The following is a 14,941-nucleotide window of genomic DNA, read 5'->3' on the forward strand; positions in this document are numbered from 1 at the left end:
ACCGTCCGTCAATGGCGATGGGGTTTACGCTACGGCATGCACGATTTGCCCCAAAGCGCAGGAAAGGTGCCGCAAATCCGCGCTTGCCAGACCATCGCGACTCGCCTTAACCTTCCGATTAAGAGAGGAGCATAACCATGTCAGACCTTGATGCTTTCCGCGCGGAAATCCGCGCATGGCTTGAAGAGAACTGCCCTGCCGAAATGCGTGAACCCGCCCGTGACGAGGGCGACGTATGCTGGGGCGGACGCAACTTCAAGTTCAAGAACGAAGCGCAGAAGACCTGGATGGAGCGCTGCGCCGCCAAGGGCTATACCGTGCCCGACTGGCCCAAGCCCTATGGCGGCGCCGGCATGTCTCCGGCCGAAGCGAAGATCTGGCGCGAGGAATGCGCCCGCATCGGCGCGCGTCCGCCGCTGTCCAGCTTCGGCATCTGGATGCTCGGCCCCGCGCTGCTGAAGTTCGGCACGGAAGAGCAGAAGGTTCACTACCTCAACCAGATCGCCCGCGGTGAAATCCGCTGGTGCCAGGGCTACTCCGAACCCGGCTCGGGCTCGGACCTCGTCAGCTTGCAGACTTTCGGCGAGGACAAGGGCGATCACTGGGTCGTCAACGGCCAGAAGATCTGGACCTCCTACGCCGACAAGGCCGACTGGATCTTCTGCCTGGTCCGTACGGACAAGACCAACAAGTACCAGGGCATCAGCTTCCTGCTGTTCGACATGACCACCCCGGGCGTGACGACCAAGCCGATCAAGCTGATCAGCGGCAATTCGCCGTTCTGCGAAACCTTCTTCGACAATGTCGTCGTGCCCAAGAACCAGATTGTCGGCGAACTCAATCGCGGTTGGGATGTCGCAAAGTACCTGCTCGGTCACGAGCGCGAGATGATCTCGGGCGCCGGCGGCGGTGACCGTCTCAACGCCATTGGCGCAGTCGTTGCCCGCAATGGTCTCGAAGACCCGATCCTGCGCGCAGACCTCGCCATGTTCGACGTCGATGCGCTGGCCTATGCCTGCATGGGCGAGAAATTCCTCGATGAAGCCAAGGTCGGCCGTGCCCATCCCGCACAGCCCAACATGATGAAGTACGCCGGCACGGAACTGAACAAGCGTCGCCACGAACTGCTGATGTCGGCAGGCGGGGCAACCGCGCTTGAATGGGAGAGCGAGCGTACCAATGGCGGTTCGCCGTCGCGCTCGTGGCTGCGCACCAAGGCCAACTCGATCGAGGGCGGCACCAGCGAAGTCATGCTCAACGTTGTCGCCAAACGCATCCTCGAACTGCCGGGAGCCTGATCTATGCCCCTTTACCACACCGAAGATCAGGCCATGCTGGCCGAGAGCGTCACCGGCTTCATGGCCGATGAAGGCGGCATCAAGAAGCAGCTGCGCCACTATCGCGACATGAACTGCCAGGATGGCTTCGGCCACGCCCTCTGGAAGCAGTTTGCCGAAATGGGCCTTACCGGCATGCTTGCCACCGAGGCGGATGGCGGCCTTGCCATGGGCCATGTCGAGGCGGGCATCGTCCTGCGCGAAATCGGTCGCAACCTTACGCCGTCGCCGTTCCTGACCACCTCGGTCATGGGCGTGACCGCGCTTTCGGGAGGCTCGGACGAACTGCGCGGCCGCTGGCTCCCCGGCGTGATCGCAGGTGACAGCGTGCTGGCGGTGGCGGTCGATGAGGGCCCCAAGCACCGTCCCGAGCGCATTGCCTGCAAGGCCGAGAAGGCCGGCAACGGTTTCCGCCTGCAGGGGCGCAAGGCGTTCGTGGTGCAGGGCGCATCGGCTGACGCAATCATCGTCGCTGCGCGCACCTCGGGCAGCGATACCGACAACGACGGCATCACGCTGTTCGCGGTGCCGAAGGATGCCGCAGGCGTGACTCACGAGAACCTGCGTCTGGTCGACAGCGCGATGGCCAGCAACGTCACCTTCGACAATGTCGAGCTCGACGGCGATTGCGTGATCGGCGAAGTCGATGGTGGGCGCGAATTGCTGAACAAGGTCATCCGCGCCGGCCGAATCGGCGCCGCCGCTGAACTGACCGGCGTAGGGCAGGGCGCATTCGACATCACCACCGCCTACCTCAAGACGCGCAAGCAGTTCGGCCAGCTGATCGGTGAGTTCCAGGCGCTGCAGCACCGCGCCGCGCACCTCTATTCCGAACTGGAGATCGCCGAAGCCGCGGTCATCAAGGCGCAGCAGCTGCTCGATGGCAATTCGGAGAAAGCAGACCTCATGGTTTCCGTCGCCAAGGCGAAGGCTGCCAAGGCCTGCAACCTCTCGGTGCGCGAAGGCGTGCAGATGCACGGCGGCGTCGGCATGACCGACGAATACGACATCGGCCTATACATGAAGCGCGACCGTTCGCTCGCCGAGTTCATGGGCGACCAGTACTACCACGCCGAACGCGTGGCCCAGCTCAGCGGCTATTGATCTGATGTAGTGCGTGATGCTTCGACAAGCTCAGCATGAGCGGAATCGGGTAGAATTCCAGATCCGCTCGTCCTGAGCCTGTCGAAGGACACAGGCAGAACGGCCCCCGAACAGGCCGGAAGGGAACAATACATGGATTTCAGCAAGCTCTTCAGCCTTGAGGGCCGCGTCGCGGTCGTCACCGGTGGTTCGCGCGGGATCGGCGAGATGATTGCCGAAGGCTTCATCGCTGCCGGGTGCGAGCGCGTCTACATCACCGCCCGCAAGGCCGCCGTGGTCGAGAAAACCGCCGCCCGCCTCGGCGAGAAGTGCATCGCGCTTCCCGGTGACATCTCGAATGTCGCCGGCATCGAGCAGCTCGCGGCCGACCTCGCCGCCCGCGAAAGCAAGCTCGACATCCTCGTAAACAACGCCGGTGCTGCGTGGGGCGCGGACTTCGAGGACTTTCCGGAAGTGGGCTGGGACAAGGTCATGGACCTCAACGTCAAGACCCCGTTCTTCCTGACGCAGAAGCTGCACGGTCTGCTCAAGGCTGCCGCCAGCAAGGAGCAGCCAGCGAAAGTCATCAATATCGCCTCAGTCGATGGCCTGCGTGTCAATCCGTGGGAGACCTACAGCTATCAGGCTTCGAAGTCGGCGCTGATCCATCTGACCCGCCGCATGGCCGCCCGCCTGATCAAGGACCAGATCGTCGCGAGCTGCATTTGCCCCGGCGCATTCCCGTCGGAAATGAACAAGGCCGCGGCCAAGAACCCCGAAGCCTCCGCCAAGGGCATTCCCTCCAAACGGATCGGCACGATCGAAGACATGGCCGGCGGCGCAATCTTCCTCGCCAGCCGCGCGGGCGACTATGTCGTTGGAACGCCGCTGCCGATCGATGGCGGCATCGTCAACGGCTGGATCCCGGACAATGCAATCGATCCGTCAGGTCACTGATCGGGCAAATTTCTTGGGTGCCCTCATACATGCGGGGGCACCATTGCCAGTTCAGCCGCGCATCAGCCCGCGCACAAAGTCGATCAGTCCGGTCTGGCGCGTCCGCTTCATGCGCTCGGCGGCCAGGATCTCGCGGACCTTGTCAAAGCAGCCTTCGACATCGTCGTTGATCACCACGTAGTCGTAACCGTCCCAGTGGCTGATCTCGGCCTGGGCCCGGTCCATCCGCGCCGCGATCACTTCGGCCGTGTCGGTACCGCGCCCGGTCAGGCGGCGGCGCAGCTCTTCAAGGCTCGGCGGCAGGATGAACACGCGCACCACATCTGCTTGCGCCTTCTGGTAAAGCTGCTGGGTGCCTTGCCAGTCGATATCGAACAGCACGTCTCCACCGGCTTTTAGCCGGTCACGAATATGTGCCTTGGGCGTGCCGTAGCAGTTGCCGAAGACCACCGCCCATTCGTAGAACTCGTTGGCCTCGACCATGCGGTCGAACTCGACCTTGTCGACGAAGTAGTAGTCCTTGCCCTCGACTTCCCCGGGACGCATCGGGCGCGTAGTGACCGAGACCGACGCAGCGATCTCGTTGTCCTCGGCCAGAAGCTTGCGCGCGATCGTCGTCTTGCCAGCGCCGGAGGGCGAGGACAGGATGAGCATGAGGCCCCGGCGGTGCAGGGCGTCGTCGTCTTGGGACTCGTGAACCATGTGCGCTAGTGGCGCATCGCTTCCCGCATGGTCAAGTGGGGATGGTTCCGCTCAGCTCTTCTTGCCGCGCTCGGCCTGTTCCTCGATTGCAGCTTCGCCCTCTGCCTCGGCGGTTCTGCTGCGACGGCGGTCATAGAGGGTCTTGGCCAGCAGGCCGCCACCGACAACGATCGCGCCGGGCACAGAGCGTGTGGCGACGCGGGCAATGGCAGTGCCAACCAGGGTTTGCATCATCGTGCGTCCCTGGATAACGCGGCCCGCTTTTTTCGAACCCATCTTCGTCCCGATCAGGCCTTTCTCGACGCCACGGCGCAGCAGCGAACCACCGGCACGCAGGGCGATATCCGCCAGAATCAGGTTGGTCATCGGGTTGGGGCTGGGAGCAGGCACCTTGTCAGCGGCGTCCTTTGCCGCATCGGCCAGTTTCTTGCCCTTCTTCGCCATGCCCTTGCCCTCTGTCAGCGGGGCAGAGCCCCTTACTTCTTCTTGCCGAAATCCACCGTGACGACGTTCGACCCGTCCTCGGTCCGCTCAACGGCAGGCGTGTCGGCTTGTTCCGGCGAATCATTCTCGGCCGGCTCAACCGGTTCGGCCTCGTCATCGACAACAGCCTGGAATTGCAGGCCGAAATCGACTGCCGGATCAACGAATGCGGTGATGGCCGAGAACGGAATCACCAGGGTCGAAGGAATCTGGTTGAACGAAAGGCCAACGCTGAACTGATCTGCCTCGACCTTGAGGTCCCAGAACTTGTTCTGCAGCACGATCGTCATCTCGTCGGGGAAACGCTCGCGCAGACGCTGCGGAATGTCCACGCCGGGAGCGCCGGTCTTGAAGGTGATATAAAAGTGGTGGGTGCCCGGCAGCATCCCGCCGCCGGCAGCAACTTCGCCCAGCACCCTGCCGACCACGGCGCGCAGCGCCTCCTGCACGATTTCGTCGTAGGGGATCAGGCTGTCAGGTGCATCGCTCATGCCGCCACAACTGACCTCCCCGGCCGTTCGGGTCAAGTGGGGACGGACATTGATTCTAAACCGGAGCGGCGTATAGGCGCTTTCCCATGCGCACTGGATCGATCACGCGAAAGACCGAGGAAACCGACATTGCCGTGTCGGTGAACCTCGATGGCACCGGCACCTACAAGGTGGAAACGGGCATCGGCTTCCTCGATCACATGATCGAGCAGTTCAGCCGCCACTCGCTGATCGACATCGAATGCCGGGTGAAGGGCGATCTCCACGTCGACCAGCACCACACCACCGAGGACAGCGCCATTGCGCTGGGCCAGGCCATCTCCCAGGCACTGGGCGACAAGAAGGGCATCACCCGCTACGGCCACACCTATTCGCCGATGGACGAGGCACTGAGCCGCGTCGCGCTCGACATTTCGGGCCGTCCGGTGCTGATCTGGAAGGCTGCCTTCACGCAGCCTCGCTTGGGCGAGATGGACACCGAGCTGTTCGAGCACTGGTTCCAGTCGATCAGCCAGGCGGCCGGCATCACGCTGCACATCGAAAGCCTCTACGGCTCGAACAACCACCACATCATCGAAGGCATCTACAAGGGCTTTGCCCGCGCCATGCGTCAGGCGATCACCATCGATCCGCGCAAGGCCGATGCCGTGCCTTCGACCAAGGGCATCCTCGGTGGCTGATACCCTCGCGCTGGTCGATTACGGCGCGGGCAATCTCCGCTCGGTTGCCAATGCGCTGAAGGCTGCGGGTGCCGAAGGCGTTGTCGTCACGGCTGACCCCAACGTCGTCCGCGCCGCAGATCGCATCGTCCTCCCCGGCGTCGGGGCTTTCCGCGCCTGCATCGAAGCGTTATCCGCCGTGCCCGGCCTCGTCGAGGCGATGGAAGAACGCGTCCTCGTCGGCGGCGCCCCCTTCCTCGGCATCTGCGTCGGCATGCAGCTTCTCGCCGATCGCGGCATCGAGTTCGGCACGACCGACGGCCTTGGCTGGATCGGCGGGGAGGTTCGCGTGATCGAACCGGCCGATCCGTCGATCAAGGTGCCGCACATGGGCTGGAACGATGTAGCCCCGATGCCGCACAACAGCGGTGCGGAACTGATCGAACCGGGCGAGGCCTATTTCCTCCACTCCTACCACTTCGTTCCCGAAGAGGGCGCGCACATCGCCGCGATGAGCGATCACGGCGGCGGCATCGTCGCGGCGGTCGGGCGTGACAACATTCTCGGCGTGCAGTTCCACCCGGAAAAGAGCCAGTCCTACGGCCTCTCGCTGCTCGCCCGCTTCCTTGAATGGAAGCCTTGACTGGTTAGCCTGAGGGAACTGTAACGCGCACCCGGGCCTTTTCTTCCTTTGAAGGAGGCTCTTGCCGCATGACCACGTTTCCGTTCGACCGTCTGGTGTTCACGCCCTTCATGGTGGACCTCGCGCAATCCCCCTTGCGCGGTCACTTCGATGCCGAGACATACGTGCTAGGGGCCTTCAACCCCGGGATGACGGTGCTGCCGAACGGCAACCTGCTGTTCATGGTCCGCGTTGCCGAAGCGCTGCGCCAGCCAATCCGTGACGGCAAGGTCCACGCGATCCGCTGGCACGAAGGCGGCTATGTCCTCGATGGCTGGCCGCTGGAGCTCGCCGACACTTCGGACCCGCGCAAGTTCCTGCTCCACGGCGGCGGCTGGAAGATCATGGCGCTGACCTCACTGTCGTGGCTTCTCCCGGTCGAAATGTCGCCCGACGGTCTGAACGTGGTCGCAATACACTACGACAAGGCGATTGCGCCCCAAGGCTCGTTCCAGTGCTACGGCACCGAGGACGCCCGCATCTCACGCATGGGGGAGGGGGCCTACCTGATGACCACCTGTTCGGTCAGCCCGGAGCGCCATTCGACCACGCTCTATTCGTCCGAGAACGGCCTCGATTGGCACTTCGAAGGTATCGTGCTCGATCACCAGAATAAGGACATGCTGATCTTCGAGGGGCTAGTCCATGGCGAGTACTGGGCGCAGACCCGGCCATTGGGCGATCTGTATTTCGCCTATCCACCGGGCAGCGAGTGGCGCTCCGGTCCCTCGATCAACCTCGCCACATCTCCTGACGCTCTGCACTGGAGGCCACGGGTCGAGCCGGGCATTCGCCCTCACGCCGGCACCGCGGCCACCGCTCGCATGGGTGGCGGCACGCCTCCCATCCTGACCGAGGTCGACGGCAAGCGTGGCTGGCTTACCCTCTGGCATGGCGTCGAACCGAAGGAGATCGTCGGCATCTACCGCACCTATTGGACCCTGCTCGATGCGGACGAGCCGTGGCAGACGATCGGCGGGAGTCATACCCCACTTCTCGAACCCAATGCCGAATTGACTCACCCCATGGAAGACCTGCTTTATCTGCGCGACGTCGTGTTCACCACAGGCATCGCCGAGCTTGAGGATCGCTACATTGTCGCCTCGGGCGAGGCCGATCTTGCCTGCCGCATCACGCATGTGCCGAAGGAAGCCTTCCGTTCCGCGTGATCGCCTGCTAGGCGCGCGCTCCATGATCGTCTTTCCCGCCATTGACCTGAAAGCTGGCCAGGTCGTTCGCCTCGCCGAAGGAGACATGGACCGCGCCACGGTCTACGGCGATAACCCCGCCCATCAGGCGAGCCTCTTCGCCGAGGCCGGATCACAGTACCTCCACGTGGTCGACCTCGACGGCTCGTTCGCCGGCCGTGCAGAGAACCGGGAGGCCGTGGAAGGCATCCTCAAGTCGTTCCCCGGCCACGTCCAATTGGGCGGCGGCATCCGCACGCGTGAGGCGGTCTCGGGCTGGTTCGACTTGGGCGTCAGCCGCGTCGTCATGGGCACCGCTGCGCTCAAGGACCCGCAGTTCGTCAAGGACATGGCAAAAGAGTTCCCCGGCGGCATCGTCGTCGCGGTTGACGCGCGCGACGGTATGGTTGCCACCGAGGGCTGGGCCGACGTGTCGGACGTCTCGGTCGTCGATCTCGCCCGCCGCTTCGAGGACGCAGGCGTCGCCAGCCTGCTCTTCACCGACATTGGCCGCGATGGCCTGCTAAAGGGCGTGAACCTCGACGCTACCGTCGAACTCGCCCGCCGCGTCGACATCCCGGTTATCGCCAGCGGCGGCGTCAAGGGCATCGACGACATCCGCATGCTCAAGATTCACGAGGTCGACGGCATCGAAGGCGTCATCACCGGCCGCGCGCTGTTTGAAGGCAAGCTTGATCTTGCCGCTGCGATCGCGATGGCCGAGGCTTAAGGTCTTGCTCTCTCCCCTTCAGGGGAGAGATACGAAGGCTTGTCAGCTTGCTGACTAGCCGAAGTTGAGAGGGGCATGTTGCGCCAGCCCCTCTCCCAACCCTCTCCCCTGAAGGTGAGAGGGCTTACGAAGGATTGAGCCATGACCGTCCGCGTCCGCGTCATCCCCTGCCTCGATGTCCGCGATGGCCGCGTGGTCAAGGGCGTCAACTTCGTCGACTTGCGCGATGCCGGCGATCCGGTCGAGCAGGCCCGTGCGTACGACAAGGCTGGCGCGGACGAGCTGTGTTTTCTCGATATCTCTGCCAGCCACGAAGGCCGCGGCACGCTGCTGGATGTCGTCGCGCGCACGGCCGAAGTCTGCTTCATGCCGCTCACCGTCGGTGGCGGGGTCAGGGCAGTCGAGGACGCGCGCGCGCTTCTGCTCGCCGGGGCGGACAAGGTCGCGGTCAATTCCGCCGCAGTCGCCCGGCCCGAATTGGTGCGCGACATTGCCGAGAAGTTCGGCGCGCAATGCGTGGTCGGCTCGGTTGATGCGCGGCGGGTGTCTCCCGGCAAGTGGGAGATCTTCACACACGGCGGGCGCAAGGCCACCGGCATCGACGCGCTGGCCCACGCGGTCAACCTCGCCACGCTTGGCGCGGGCGAATTGCTCGTCACCTCGATGGACGGTGACGGCACGCAAAAGGGCTACGACCTCGAACTTACCCGCGCCATCGCCGATGCCGTACCGGTCCCGGTCATCGCCAGCGGCGGCGTCGGCAGCCTCGATCACCTTGTCGAAGGCGTGACCAAGGGCCATGCCAGTGCCGTGCTGGCAGCCTCGATCTTCCACTTCGGCACGCACTCGATTGCCGAGGCGCATGCCGCGCTTCGGGCCGCAGGACTGCCTGCAAGGTCCTGAGTCCCAAGATGGGGCATTAACCATCTGAACTAAGGGATTTTACGCAAACCTCCGATCTGGCAAGAGCTTGGCGTTAACAATCAAGGTCGCTTGCTCGTGCTTCGTATCGGAACGTCCCTCCTTGCAGTCCTGCTGTCGGTCGCGCCAGCCATGGCGCAGTCGAGTGGCATCTCGATCCCCGAACCCACTGATGGCGCCCTGTTTGGCATGGGCCTCGTCGGCCTGATCGTCGGCCGCCACATCGCCAAGCGCCGGGGTTGACCGGCACGCCTGTTCCGCGCCATTGCGGGGCTCATGGAACACGGTGAAATCCTTGGGCGGCTCGAAGCCACGATAGCCCAGCGTCGCGCGGGCGACCCTTCCGCCAGCTATGTTGCCAAACTCAACGCCAAAGGTCTGGCCAAGATCGCCCAGAAGGTGGGTGAGGAAGGCACCGAGACCGTAATCGCCGCGCTCGCCGGAGACCGCAAGGAACTCATCGGCGAAGCGGCGGACCTGATCTTCCACCTGATGGTGCTGCTCTCTGCCAAGGACGTGCCGATCGCTGAAGTTCTGGCCGAGCTCGAGCGGCGCGAAGGCACCTCGGGGATCGCCGAAAAAGCCAGCCGGAGCAACTGAGATGGCCGTTGACGCAACGCTCCCCTACGATGACCAGAACATCTTCGCCAAGATTCTGCGCGGGGAAATCCCCAATCGCACGGTCTACGAAGATGACTATGCGCTGGCGTTTCACGACATCAATCCGCAGGCACCGACCCACGTCCTCGTGATCCCCAAGGGGGCCTACGTGTGCTGGGACGATTTCTCCGAAAAGGCGTCCGAAGCGGAAATTGCTGGCTTTGTCCGCGCCGTGGGCAAGGTCGCGCGTGATCTCGGCTTGGTGGCTCCGGGCTATCGGCTGCTGGCCAACACCGGCACCAACAGCCATCAGGAAGTGCCGCATCTTCACGTTCACCTCTTCGCCGGGCAGCCGCTTGGCCCGATGCTGGTGCGCTGAACGGGGTGAACACGGGGGTAAGGCGTTAACCACCCCTTGCCCTTCGACTCGTCGCAAGGGTAGGGTTGCCAACGAATGTCCCTGCCGCTTGCCCCCTCTGGCCAGTTCGATGGCTCCCAGCACCTTTACCCGGTCCGCGTCTACTTCGAGGACACGGACCTTTCGGCTGTCGTCTATCACGCCAACTACCTGCGCTGGTTCGAACGCGCCCGGTCAGACATGCTGCGTTTGCTCGGCATAGACCAGCGTGCCGCCCACGAAGCGGGCGAGGGCGCCTACGCCGTCAGCGAAATGAACCTGCGCTACCTGCGGCCTGCCAAGCTCGATGACGAAGTGCTCATCCGCAGCCACGTGGACGAACTTTCTCCTGCCACCTGCTGGATCGTGCAGCGTGCGTTCAGGAACGAGACGCTTCTGTGCGAAGCGAGGGTGCGCGTCGCCTTCGTCGCGCCGAATGGCCGCCCCCGTCGCCAACCGCGCGAATGGATGGCCGCTTTCCAGACAATTGCAACTGCCCCCGAAGGACAGGAAACCGCATGATTCTCCCGATGCTCGCCAATGGCGTTGCCTTCGCGCCGACTTCGCTCAACCCCGTGCAGCTATTCCTCGATGCGGACTATGTCGTCCAGGGTGTCATGGTCGGGCTCGTGCTCGCCAGCATCTGGACGTGGACCATCATTATCGGGTTCTCGCTGAAGATGGGCAGTGTCCAGCGTGGTTGCGACAAGTACGAGAAAGAGTTCTGGGAAGCGCGCGATATCGATCAGTTTCAGAAGGACAACAAAGGCCGCGATCTGCCGTCTGCCCGCGTCGTCAATGCCGCGCTTGTCGAATGGCGCCGCTCCACCTCTGGCAAGGCCATCGATCGCGAAGGCACGCGCCAGCGCCTGAACACGGCACTTGATGGCGCAGTCGTTACAGAGACGGACGCGCTCGCCAGCCGCCTCAACTTCCTGGCGACCGTCGGCTCGGTGGCGCCATTCGTTGGCCTGTTCGGCACGGTGTGGGGCATCATGGACAGCTTCTTCAACATCGGCGCACAGCAGAACTCCTCGCTGGCCGTGGTCGCACCTGGCATTTCCGAAGCGCTGTTCGCCACCGCCATTGGTCTGTTCGCGGCCATTCCGGCGGTCATCGCCTACAACCGCTTTTCACACCGCGTGAACCGCTTCGAAACCCGGCTCTATCGCTTCGCCGACCGCTTCCACGCCTCGCTCAGCCGCGAACTGGAGGCCTGAGGCATGGCGATGTCCATGGGTTCGGGCGGCGGAGGCGGTCGCGGTCGCAGAGGCCGTGGCGGGCGCGCCGCGATGAGCGAGATTAACGTCACCCCGCTTGTCGACGTCATGCTCGTGCTGCTGATCATCTTCATGGTCACCGCACCAATGCTGGCGGCGGGCGTGCCGGTCGACCTGCCCGACAGCAAGGCCGATCCGCTCGACCAGCAGCAGGACCAGATCACCGTCACCATTGACGCGCAGGGCGCAGTTTTCCTTGACGACCAGCAGCTTGCTCCCGGCGAACTGACTGACCGCCTTGCCGGCCTGCAGAAAGGCCCGAAGCCCCCGCTCGTCACCTTGCGCGCCGATCGCGTGCTCGATTGGGGCCGCGTCGCCGCCGTGATGGGCGAGTTGAACGCCGCGGGCTTCAAATCGATCTCGCTGGTCACCAACAGTTCATCCGCACCGCAATAGGCCTGAAGCGATGCGCGATCCCACCGCAGGAGGACTTTCGAAGCAGGAAGGGGCAGGGCTGGCCATTGCCGCTTTGGCTCACGCCGGCCTGCTCGGCTTCCTGATGCTCTCCCCGCCGGGCAAGACGGTGAAGCCACCGCCGCAGCGGATGGAAGTGACCTTCTCCGAGGAGATTGCCGATCAGTCGACCTCGCCCGATCCCATGGCCGAGGCCGCGCCCGACGTTGCGCCCGAATTGGGTGAGCCTGCACCCGAACCCGCCGCGCAACCGCAACCCTTGCCCGAGCCGCCCAAGCCGGCGCCTGCGCCCCCGCAGCCCAAGCCGGTGCCTGTACCGCCCAAGCCCGCGCCCAGGCCGCAGCCGCAACCGAAGCCGGCCCCGCCTAAACCGGCCCCTCCCAAACCTGTGCCGCCAAGGCCCGTTCCTCCGAAGCCTGCTCCTGCAAGGGCGACACCGGCCAAGCCCGCGCCTGCGAAACCTGCGGCGAAGCCCGCACCAGCGGCAACCACGCCAAAGTCCGGTTCGGGCGATACCAGCCCGCGCCGCAGGCCTGACGCTCCCACGGGCGGGTCACGCATTGGCTCCGACTTCCTGAAGGGCATTCCTGGCTCGACCAAGCCGGGAACGGCAAAGGCGGCCCCCGCAGCAACGATAGGACCTGAGGTCCGGTCGTCTCTCGCGGGCGCGATTTCGCGCCAGATCAAGCCGCATTGGGCCGCACCGCAAGGTGTCGACGCCGACAAGCTGGTGACGATCCTGGCCTGGGATCTCAACCCGGACGGTAGCCTCGCCGGTCGCCCTCGCGTCGTCGATCAACAGGGCATCACCCCTGCCAACGAAGCGCAGGCCAAACGACATGCCGAGCAGGCGATTCGCGCTGTGCAATTGGCCGCACCGTTTGATCTGCCCGATACCTACTATTCCGGTTGGAAGCGCGTCACCGCCTTCCGCTTTGACAGGAAGTTGTCCCAATGAAGATGCGTTTCCTCGTTCTTGCCGCAGGGCTTGTCTCGATGCCTGCGCTTGTCGCCGCCCAGCAGGCCACGCTCCCTTCATCGACCGCGGCGCAGACCCCAGCAGATGAAGGGCTGACCGGTTCCGTGTCCGACGAGAACGAGTGGCAGGACCTCGGCATCGCCATCCCGTCCTTCCCCACCAACGCCTCGGTTGCGACCGCAGCCGAGGGCGGCAATACCGAAGCGCTCGGCCGCAATGTTGCGCGCGTCGTTTACAACGACCTGCGCAACAACGGTCTGTTCAAGCCGGTCGGCCCCGACCAGCTCCCCGAAGTCGCCTTCCCGCAAGTCGCAGCCCCCACCTTCGATACCTGGCGCGGACGTTCTGCTGAAATGCTGGTGCAGGGCTTCGTCAAGGCCAACGACGATGGCCGCCTGACTGTCGGCTGCTATCTCTATGACGTCGCGCTGGGCAGCGAGCTTGCGCGTCAGGGGTACGTCGTGAAGCCCGAGGAATGGCGCCGCGCCGCGCACAAGTGCGCCGACATGGTCTATTCGCGCCTCTCCGGCGAAAGCCCGTTCTTCGACAGCAAGATCGCCTACATTGCCGAGACCGGCCCCAAGGATCGCCGCCGCAAGCAGCTGGCGATCATGGATTCCGATGGCGCCAATCACCGCTTCATCACCAATGGCCAGGCCACCGCGCTGACCCCACGCTATTCGCCGGACTACAGCCGGATCGTCTACCTGAGCTACCTCAACGGTGCGCCGCGCATCTACGTCTACAATGTCGGCACCGGCCAGCAGACGCTGGTAACGTCCAGCACCAATCCCACCTTCGCCCCGCGCTGGTCGCCCGATGGCAAGTGGATCCTCTATTCGATGGCCATTGCCGGCAACACCGACATCTATCGCGTCCCCGCCACCGGCGGGCAGTCCACCCGCCTGACCGACAGCCCCGGCATCGACGTCGGCGGCTCCTACTCGCCCGATGGCAGCAAGATCGTCTTCGAAAGCGACCGTTCCGGCAGCCAGCAGCTCTACGTGATGGACGCCGACGGTTCGAACCAGAAGCGCATCAGCTTTTTCGGCGGTCGCGCCGCCACGCCCGAATGGTCACCGCGCGGAGACCAGATCGCCTTCACCCACATCGGAGGCAACTTCCGCATTGCCGTGACCGATCCTTACGGCAAGGGCATGCGCTTCCTCACCGATTCCTGGCAGGACGAAGCTCCGACCTGGTCGCCCAACGGCCGTATCGTGCAGTTCTTCCGCACCGAACGCGGCAGCGGAAAGACCGGAATCTGGCAGGTTGACCTGACCGGGCGCAACGAGCGGAAACTCAATACGCCGGTCGATGGTTCAGACCCTGCATGGGGCCCTGTCCTGCCCTGAACAAGGAAGGATCAGCGCCCTTGTCAATGCATCGCCGAAATTGCACCTTGCGTCGCCATCTCTCCCCTCTCTCCAAAGGAGAATGCCCATGAACCGCTCGATCCTGATTGCCGGCGTTGCCGCTGTCACCCTTGGCCTCGGTGCCTGTGCGTCGAAGCCCAAGCAGCTTCCGCCTGAGCCGGGTACCACCACTACCACGCAGAACACCCCTCAGACGACCCAGCCGACCGGACCCGTGCCCGGCAGTCAGGCCGATTTCGTGGCGTCGGTCATCTCAGACACCGTGAACTTCGACACCGACCGCTACAACATCGACGCATCGGATCAGGGTATCCTGCAAAGCCAGGCCTCGTGGCTGGCGCGCTATCCGGCCAAGTCGATCACCATCGAAGGCCACTGCGACGAGCGCGGCACGCGTGATTACAACATCGCGCTGGGCGAACGCCGCGCCAATGCGGCCAAGAACTACCTGGTCAGCCTCGGCGTCGATCCCTCGCGCGTCACCGTCGTCAGCTATGGCAAGGAGCGCCCGCTGGCGCTTGGTTCGGATGAAGATTCGTGGGCACGCAACCGCCGCGCGGTCACCGTCACGGTCAACTGATCCCCTTACAATGCAGGCAAGGCCCGGACCCGAAAGGTTCGGGCCTTTCGCATTCCCGGCACCACACCCATCTTGACCTTTCC

The 14,941-nt window shown here is 64.1% G+C and carries 20 protein-coding genes; 17 read left to right on the forward strand and 3 right to left on the reverse strand.

The window, feature by feature from the left end:
* Positions 1-137 precede the first annotated feature (137 nt).
* The 3 genes from ACZ1JY_RS15455 (at position 138) to ACZ1JY_RS15465 (ending at position 3,377) form a co-directional block, all read left to right on the forward strand.
* Positions 138-1,298, forward strand: coding sequence for an acyl-CoA dehydrogenase family protein (locus ACZ1JY_RS15455; RefSeq protein WP_168902760.1), 1,161 nt, complete (start codon positions 138-140; stop codon positions 1,296-1,298).
* 3 nt (positions 1,299-1,301) lie between these two features.
* A complete protein-coding gene (locus tag ACZ1JY_RS15460; RefSeq protein ID WP_465129884.1) occupies positions 1,302-2,441 on the forward strand; it encodes an acyl-CoA dehydrogenase family protein in 1,140 nt (379 codons plus the stop codon).
* 132 nt (positions 2,442-2,573) lie between these two features.
* Entirely contained in the window at positions 2,574-3,377 is an 804-nt protein-coding gene (locus ACZ1JY_RS15465; protein ID WP_465129885.1) for an SDR family oxidoreductase, read from the forward strand.
* A 51-nt stretch (positions 3,378-3,428) separates the two neighbouring features.
* On the opposite strand, the gene gmk is transcribed toward ACZ1JY_RS15465, so the two are convergent.
* From gmk to ACZ1JY_RS15480, 3 genes are read right to left on the reverse strand one after another with little or no spacing between them, the layout of a single operon-like run.
* The gene (gmk, locus tag ACZ1JY_RS15470) at positions 3,429-4,079 is read right to left on the reverse strand and encodes a guanylate kinase (protein WP_465129886.1); all 651 of its coding nucleotides are present in this window, start codon (positions 4,077-4,079) and stop codon (positions 3,429-3,431) included.
* A 51-nt stretch (positions 4,080-4,130) separates the two neighbouring features.
* The gene (locus tag ACZ1JY_RS15475; RefSeq protein ID WP_118072185.1) at positions 4,131-4,523 is read right to left on the reverse strand and encodes a hypothetical protein; all 393 of its coding nucleotides are present in this window, start codon (positions 4,521-4,523) and stop codon (positions 4,131-4,133) included.
* A 32-nt stretch (positions 4,524-4,555) separates the two neighbouring features.
* A complete protein-coding gene (locus ACZ1JY_RS15480) occupies positions 4,556-5,053 on the reverse strand; it encodes an SspB family protein (protein WP_062342268.1) in 498 nt (165 codons plus the stop codon).
* Between the two features lie 86 nt (positions 5,054-5,139).
* Here ACZ1JY_RS15480 and hisB point away from each other — a divergent pair, with 86 nt between their 5' ends.
* The 14 genes from hisB to pal all read left to right on the forward strand — a co-directional run bounded on the left by hisB (position 5,140) and on the right by pal (position 14,858).
* Positions 5,140-5,733 carry an imidazoleglycerol-phosphate dehydratase HisB gene (gene hisB, locus ACZ1JY_RS15485; RefSeq protein ID WP_118072183.1) on the forward strand — a complete coding sequence of 198 codons (594 nt, stop codon included), beginning with the start codon at positions 5,140-5,142 and terminating at the stop codon, positions 5,731-5,733.
* The gene (hisH, locus tag ACZ1JY_RS15490; protein ID WP_465129887.1) at positions 5,726-6,355 is read left to right on the forward strand and encodes an imidazole glycerol phosphate synthase subunit HisH; all 630 of its coding nucleotides are present in this window, start codon (positions 5,726-5,728) and stop codon (positions 6,353-6,355) included. Before hisB ends, hisH begins: the two co-directional genes overlap by 8 nt.
* Positions 6,356-6,423: 68 nt before the next feature.
* On the forward strand, positions 6,424-7,563 hold the full coding sequence (locus ACZ1JY_RS15495) for a glycoside hydrolase family 130 protein (RefSeq protein WP_465129888.1): 1,140 nt from the start codon (positions 6,424-6,426) through the stop codon (positions 7,561-7,563).
* 22 nt (positions 7,564-7,585) lie between these two features.
* Entirely contained in the window at positions 7,586-8,311 is a 726-nt protein-coding gene (gene hisA, locus ACZ1JY_RS15500) for a 1-(5-phosphoribosyl)-5-[(5-phosphoribosylamino)methylideneamino]imidazole-4-carboxamide isomerase (RefSeq protein ID WP_465129889.1), read from the forward strand.
* Between the two features lie 141 nt (positions 8,312-8,452).
* On the forward strand, positions 8,453-9,214 hold the full coding sequence (gene hisF / locus ACZ1JY_RS15505; protein ID WP_118072180.1) for an imidazole glycerol phosphate synthase subunit HisF: 762 nt from the start codon (positions 8,453-8,455) through the stop codon (positions 9,212-9,214).
* A gap of 96 nt (positions 9,215-9,310) precedes the next feature.
* Positions 9,311-9,475, forward strand: a complete 165-nt coding sequence (locus ACZ1JY_RS15510; RefSeq protein WP_162895848.1) for a hypothetical protein — start codon at positions 9,311-9,313, stop codon at positions 9,473-9,475.
* 33 nt (positions 9,476-9,508) lie between these two features.
* On the forward strand, positions 9,509-9,832 hold the full coding sequence (locus ACZ1JY_RS15515) for a phosphoribosyl-ATP diphosphatase (protein WP_118072179.1): 324 nt from the start codon (positions 9,509-9,511) through the stop codon (positions 9,830-9,832).
* 1 nt (position 9,833) lies between these two features.
* A complete protein-coding gene (locus ACZ1JY_RS15520) occupies positions 9,834-10,211 on the forward strand; it encodes a histidine triad nucleotide-binding protein (protein ID WP_118072178.1) in 378 nt (125 codons plus the stop codon).
* A gap of 75 nt (positions 10,212-10,286) precedes the next feature.
* Positions 10,287-10,751, forward strand: a complete 465-nt coding sequence (locus ACZ1JY_RS15525; protein WP_118072177.1) for a YbgC/FadM family acyl-CoA thioesterase — start codon at positions 10,287-10,289, stop codon at positions 10,749-10,751.
* Positions 10,748-11,449 carry a protein TolQ gene (gene tolQ, locus ACZ1JY_RS15530; protein ID WP_465129890.1) on the forward strand — a complete coding sequence of 234 codons (702 nt, stop codon included), beginning with the start codon at positions 10,748-10,750 and terminating at the stop codon, positions 11,447-11,449. The genes ACZ1JY_RS15525 and tolQ overlap by 4 nt, the downstream gene beginning before the upstream one ends.
* Positions 11,450-11,452: 3 nt before the next feature.
* Complete coding sequence (locus tag ACZ1JY_RS15535; RefSeq protein WP_465129891.1) at positions 11,453-11,905, forward strand: ExbD/TolR family protein; 453 nt, start codon at positions 11,453-11,455, stop codon at positions 11,903-11,905.
* 10 nt (positions 11,906-11,915) lie between these two features.
* Complete coding sequence (locus ACZ1JY_RS15540; RefSeq protein ID WP_465129892.1) at positions 11,916-12,881, forward strand: hypothetical protein; 966 nt, start codon at positions 11,916-11,918, stop codon at positions 12,879-12,881.
* A complete protein-coding gene (tolB, locus tag ACZ1JY_RS15545; protein WP_465129893.1) occupies positions 12,878-14,257 on the forward strand; it encodes a Tol-Pal system beta propeller repeat protein TolB in 1,380 nt (459 codons plus the stop codon). Before ACZ1JY_RS15540 ends, tolB begins: the two co-directional genes overlap by 4 nt.
* 88 nt (positions 14,258-14,345) lie before the next feature.
* Complete coding sequence (pal, locus tag ACZ1JY_RS15550) at positions 14,346-14,858, forward strand: peptidoglycan-associated lipoprotein Pal (protein ID WP_465129894.1); 513 nt, start codon at positions 14,346-14,348, stop codon at positions 14,856-14,858.
* Positions 14,859-14,941 lie beyond the last annotated feature (83 nt).

The sequence above is a fragment of the Novosphingobium sp. BL-A-41-Hi4B-X5A genome, assembly GCF_055521705.1.

Coding starts and splice junctions, on each gene's coding strand:
- ACZ1JY_RS15455 (WP_168902760.1), top strand. CDS start 138: ATGTCAGACCTTGATGCTTTCCGCGCGGAAATCCGCGCATGGCTTGAA.
- ACZ1JY_RS15460 (WP_465129884.1), top strand. CDS start 1,302: ATGCCCCTTTACCACACCGAAGATCAGGCCATGCTGGCCGAGAGCGTC.
- ACZ1JY_RS15465 (WP_465129885.1), top strand. CDS start 2,574: ATGGATTTCAGCAAGCTCTTCAGCCTTGAGGGCCGCGTCGCGGTCGTC.
- gmk (WP_465129886.1), bottom strand. CDS start 4,079: ATGGTTCACGAGTCCCAAGACGACGACGCCCTGCACCGCCGGGGCCTC.
- ACZ1JY_RS15475 (WP_118072185.1), bottom strand. CDS start 4,523: ATGGCGAAGAAGGGCAAGAAACTGGCCGATGCGGCAAAGGACGCCGCT.
- ACZ1JY_RS15480 (WP_062342268.1), bottom strand. CDS start 5,053: ATGAGCGATGCACCTGACAGCCTGATCCCCTACGACGAAATCGTGCAG.
- hisB (WP_118072183.1), top strand. CDS start 5,140: ATGCGCACTGGATCGATCACGCGAAAGACCGAGGAAACCGACATTGCC.
- ACZ1JY_RS15495 (WP_465129888.1), top strand. CDS start 6,424: ATGACCACGTTTCCGTTCGACCGTCTGGTGTTCACGCCCTTCATGGTG.
- hisA (WP_465129889.1), top strand. CDS start 7,586: ATGATCGTCTTTCCCGCCATTGACCTGAAAGCTGGCCAGGTCGTTCGC.
- hisF (WP_118072180.1), top strand. CDS start 8,453: ATGACCGTCCGCGTCCGCGTCATCCCCTGCCTCGATGTCCGCGATGGC.
- ACZ1JY_RS15515 (WP_118072179.1), top strand. CDS start 9,509: ATGGAACACGGTGAAATCCTTGGGCGGCTCGAAGCCACGATAGCCCAG.
- ACZ1JY_RS15520 (WP_118072178.1), top strand. CDS start 9,834: ATGGCCGTTGACGCAACGCTCCCCTACGATGACCAGAACATCTTCGCC.
- ACZ1JY_RS15525 (WP_118072177.1), top strand. CDS start 10,287: ATGTCCCTGCCGCTTGCCCCCTCTGGCCAGTTCGATGGCTCCCAGCAC.
- tolQ (WP_465129890.1), top strand. CDS start 10,748: ATGATTCTCCCGATGCTCGCCAATGGCGTTGCCTTCGCGCCGACTTCG.
- ACZ1JY_RS15535 (WP_465129891.1), top strand. CDS start 11,453: ATGGCGATGTCCATGGGTTCGGGCGGCGGAGGCGGTCGCGGTCGCAGA.
- ACZ1JY_RS15540 (WP_465129892.1), top strand. CDS start 11,916: ATGCGCGATCCCACCGCAGGAGGACTTTCGAAGCAGGAAGGGGCAGGG.
- tolB (WP_465129893.1), top strand. CDS start 12,878: ATGAAGATGCGTTTCCTCGTTCTTGCCGCAGGGCTTGTCTCGATGCCT.
- pal (WP_465129894.1), top strand. CDS start 14,346: ATGAACCGCTCGATCCTGATTGCCGGCGTTGCCGCTGTCACCCTTGGC.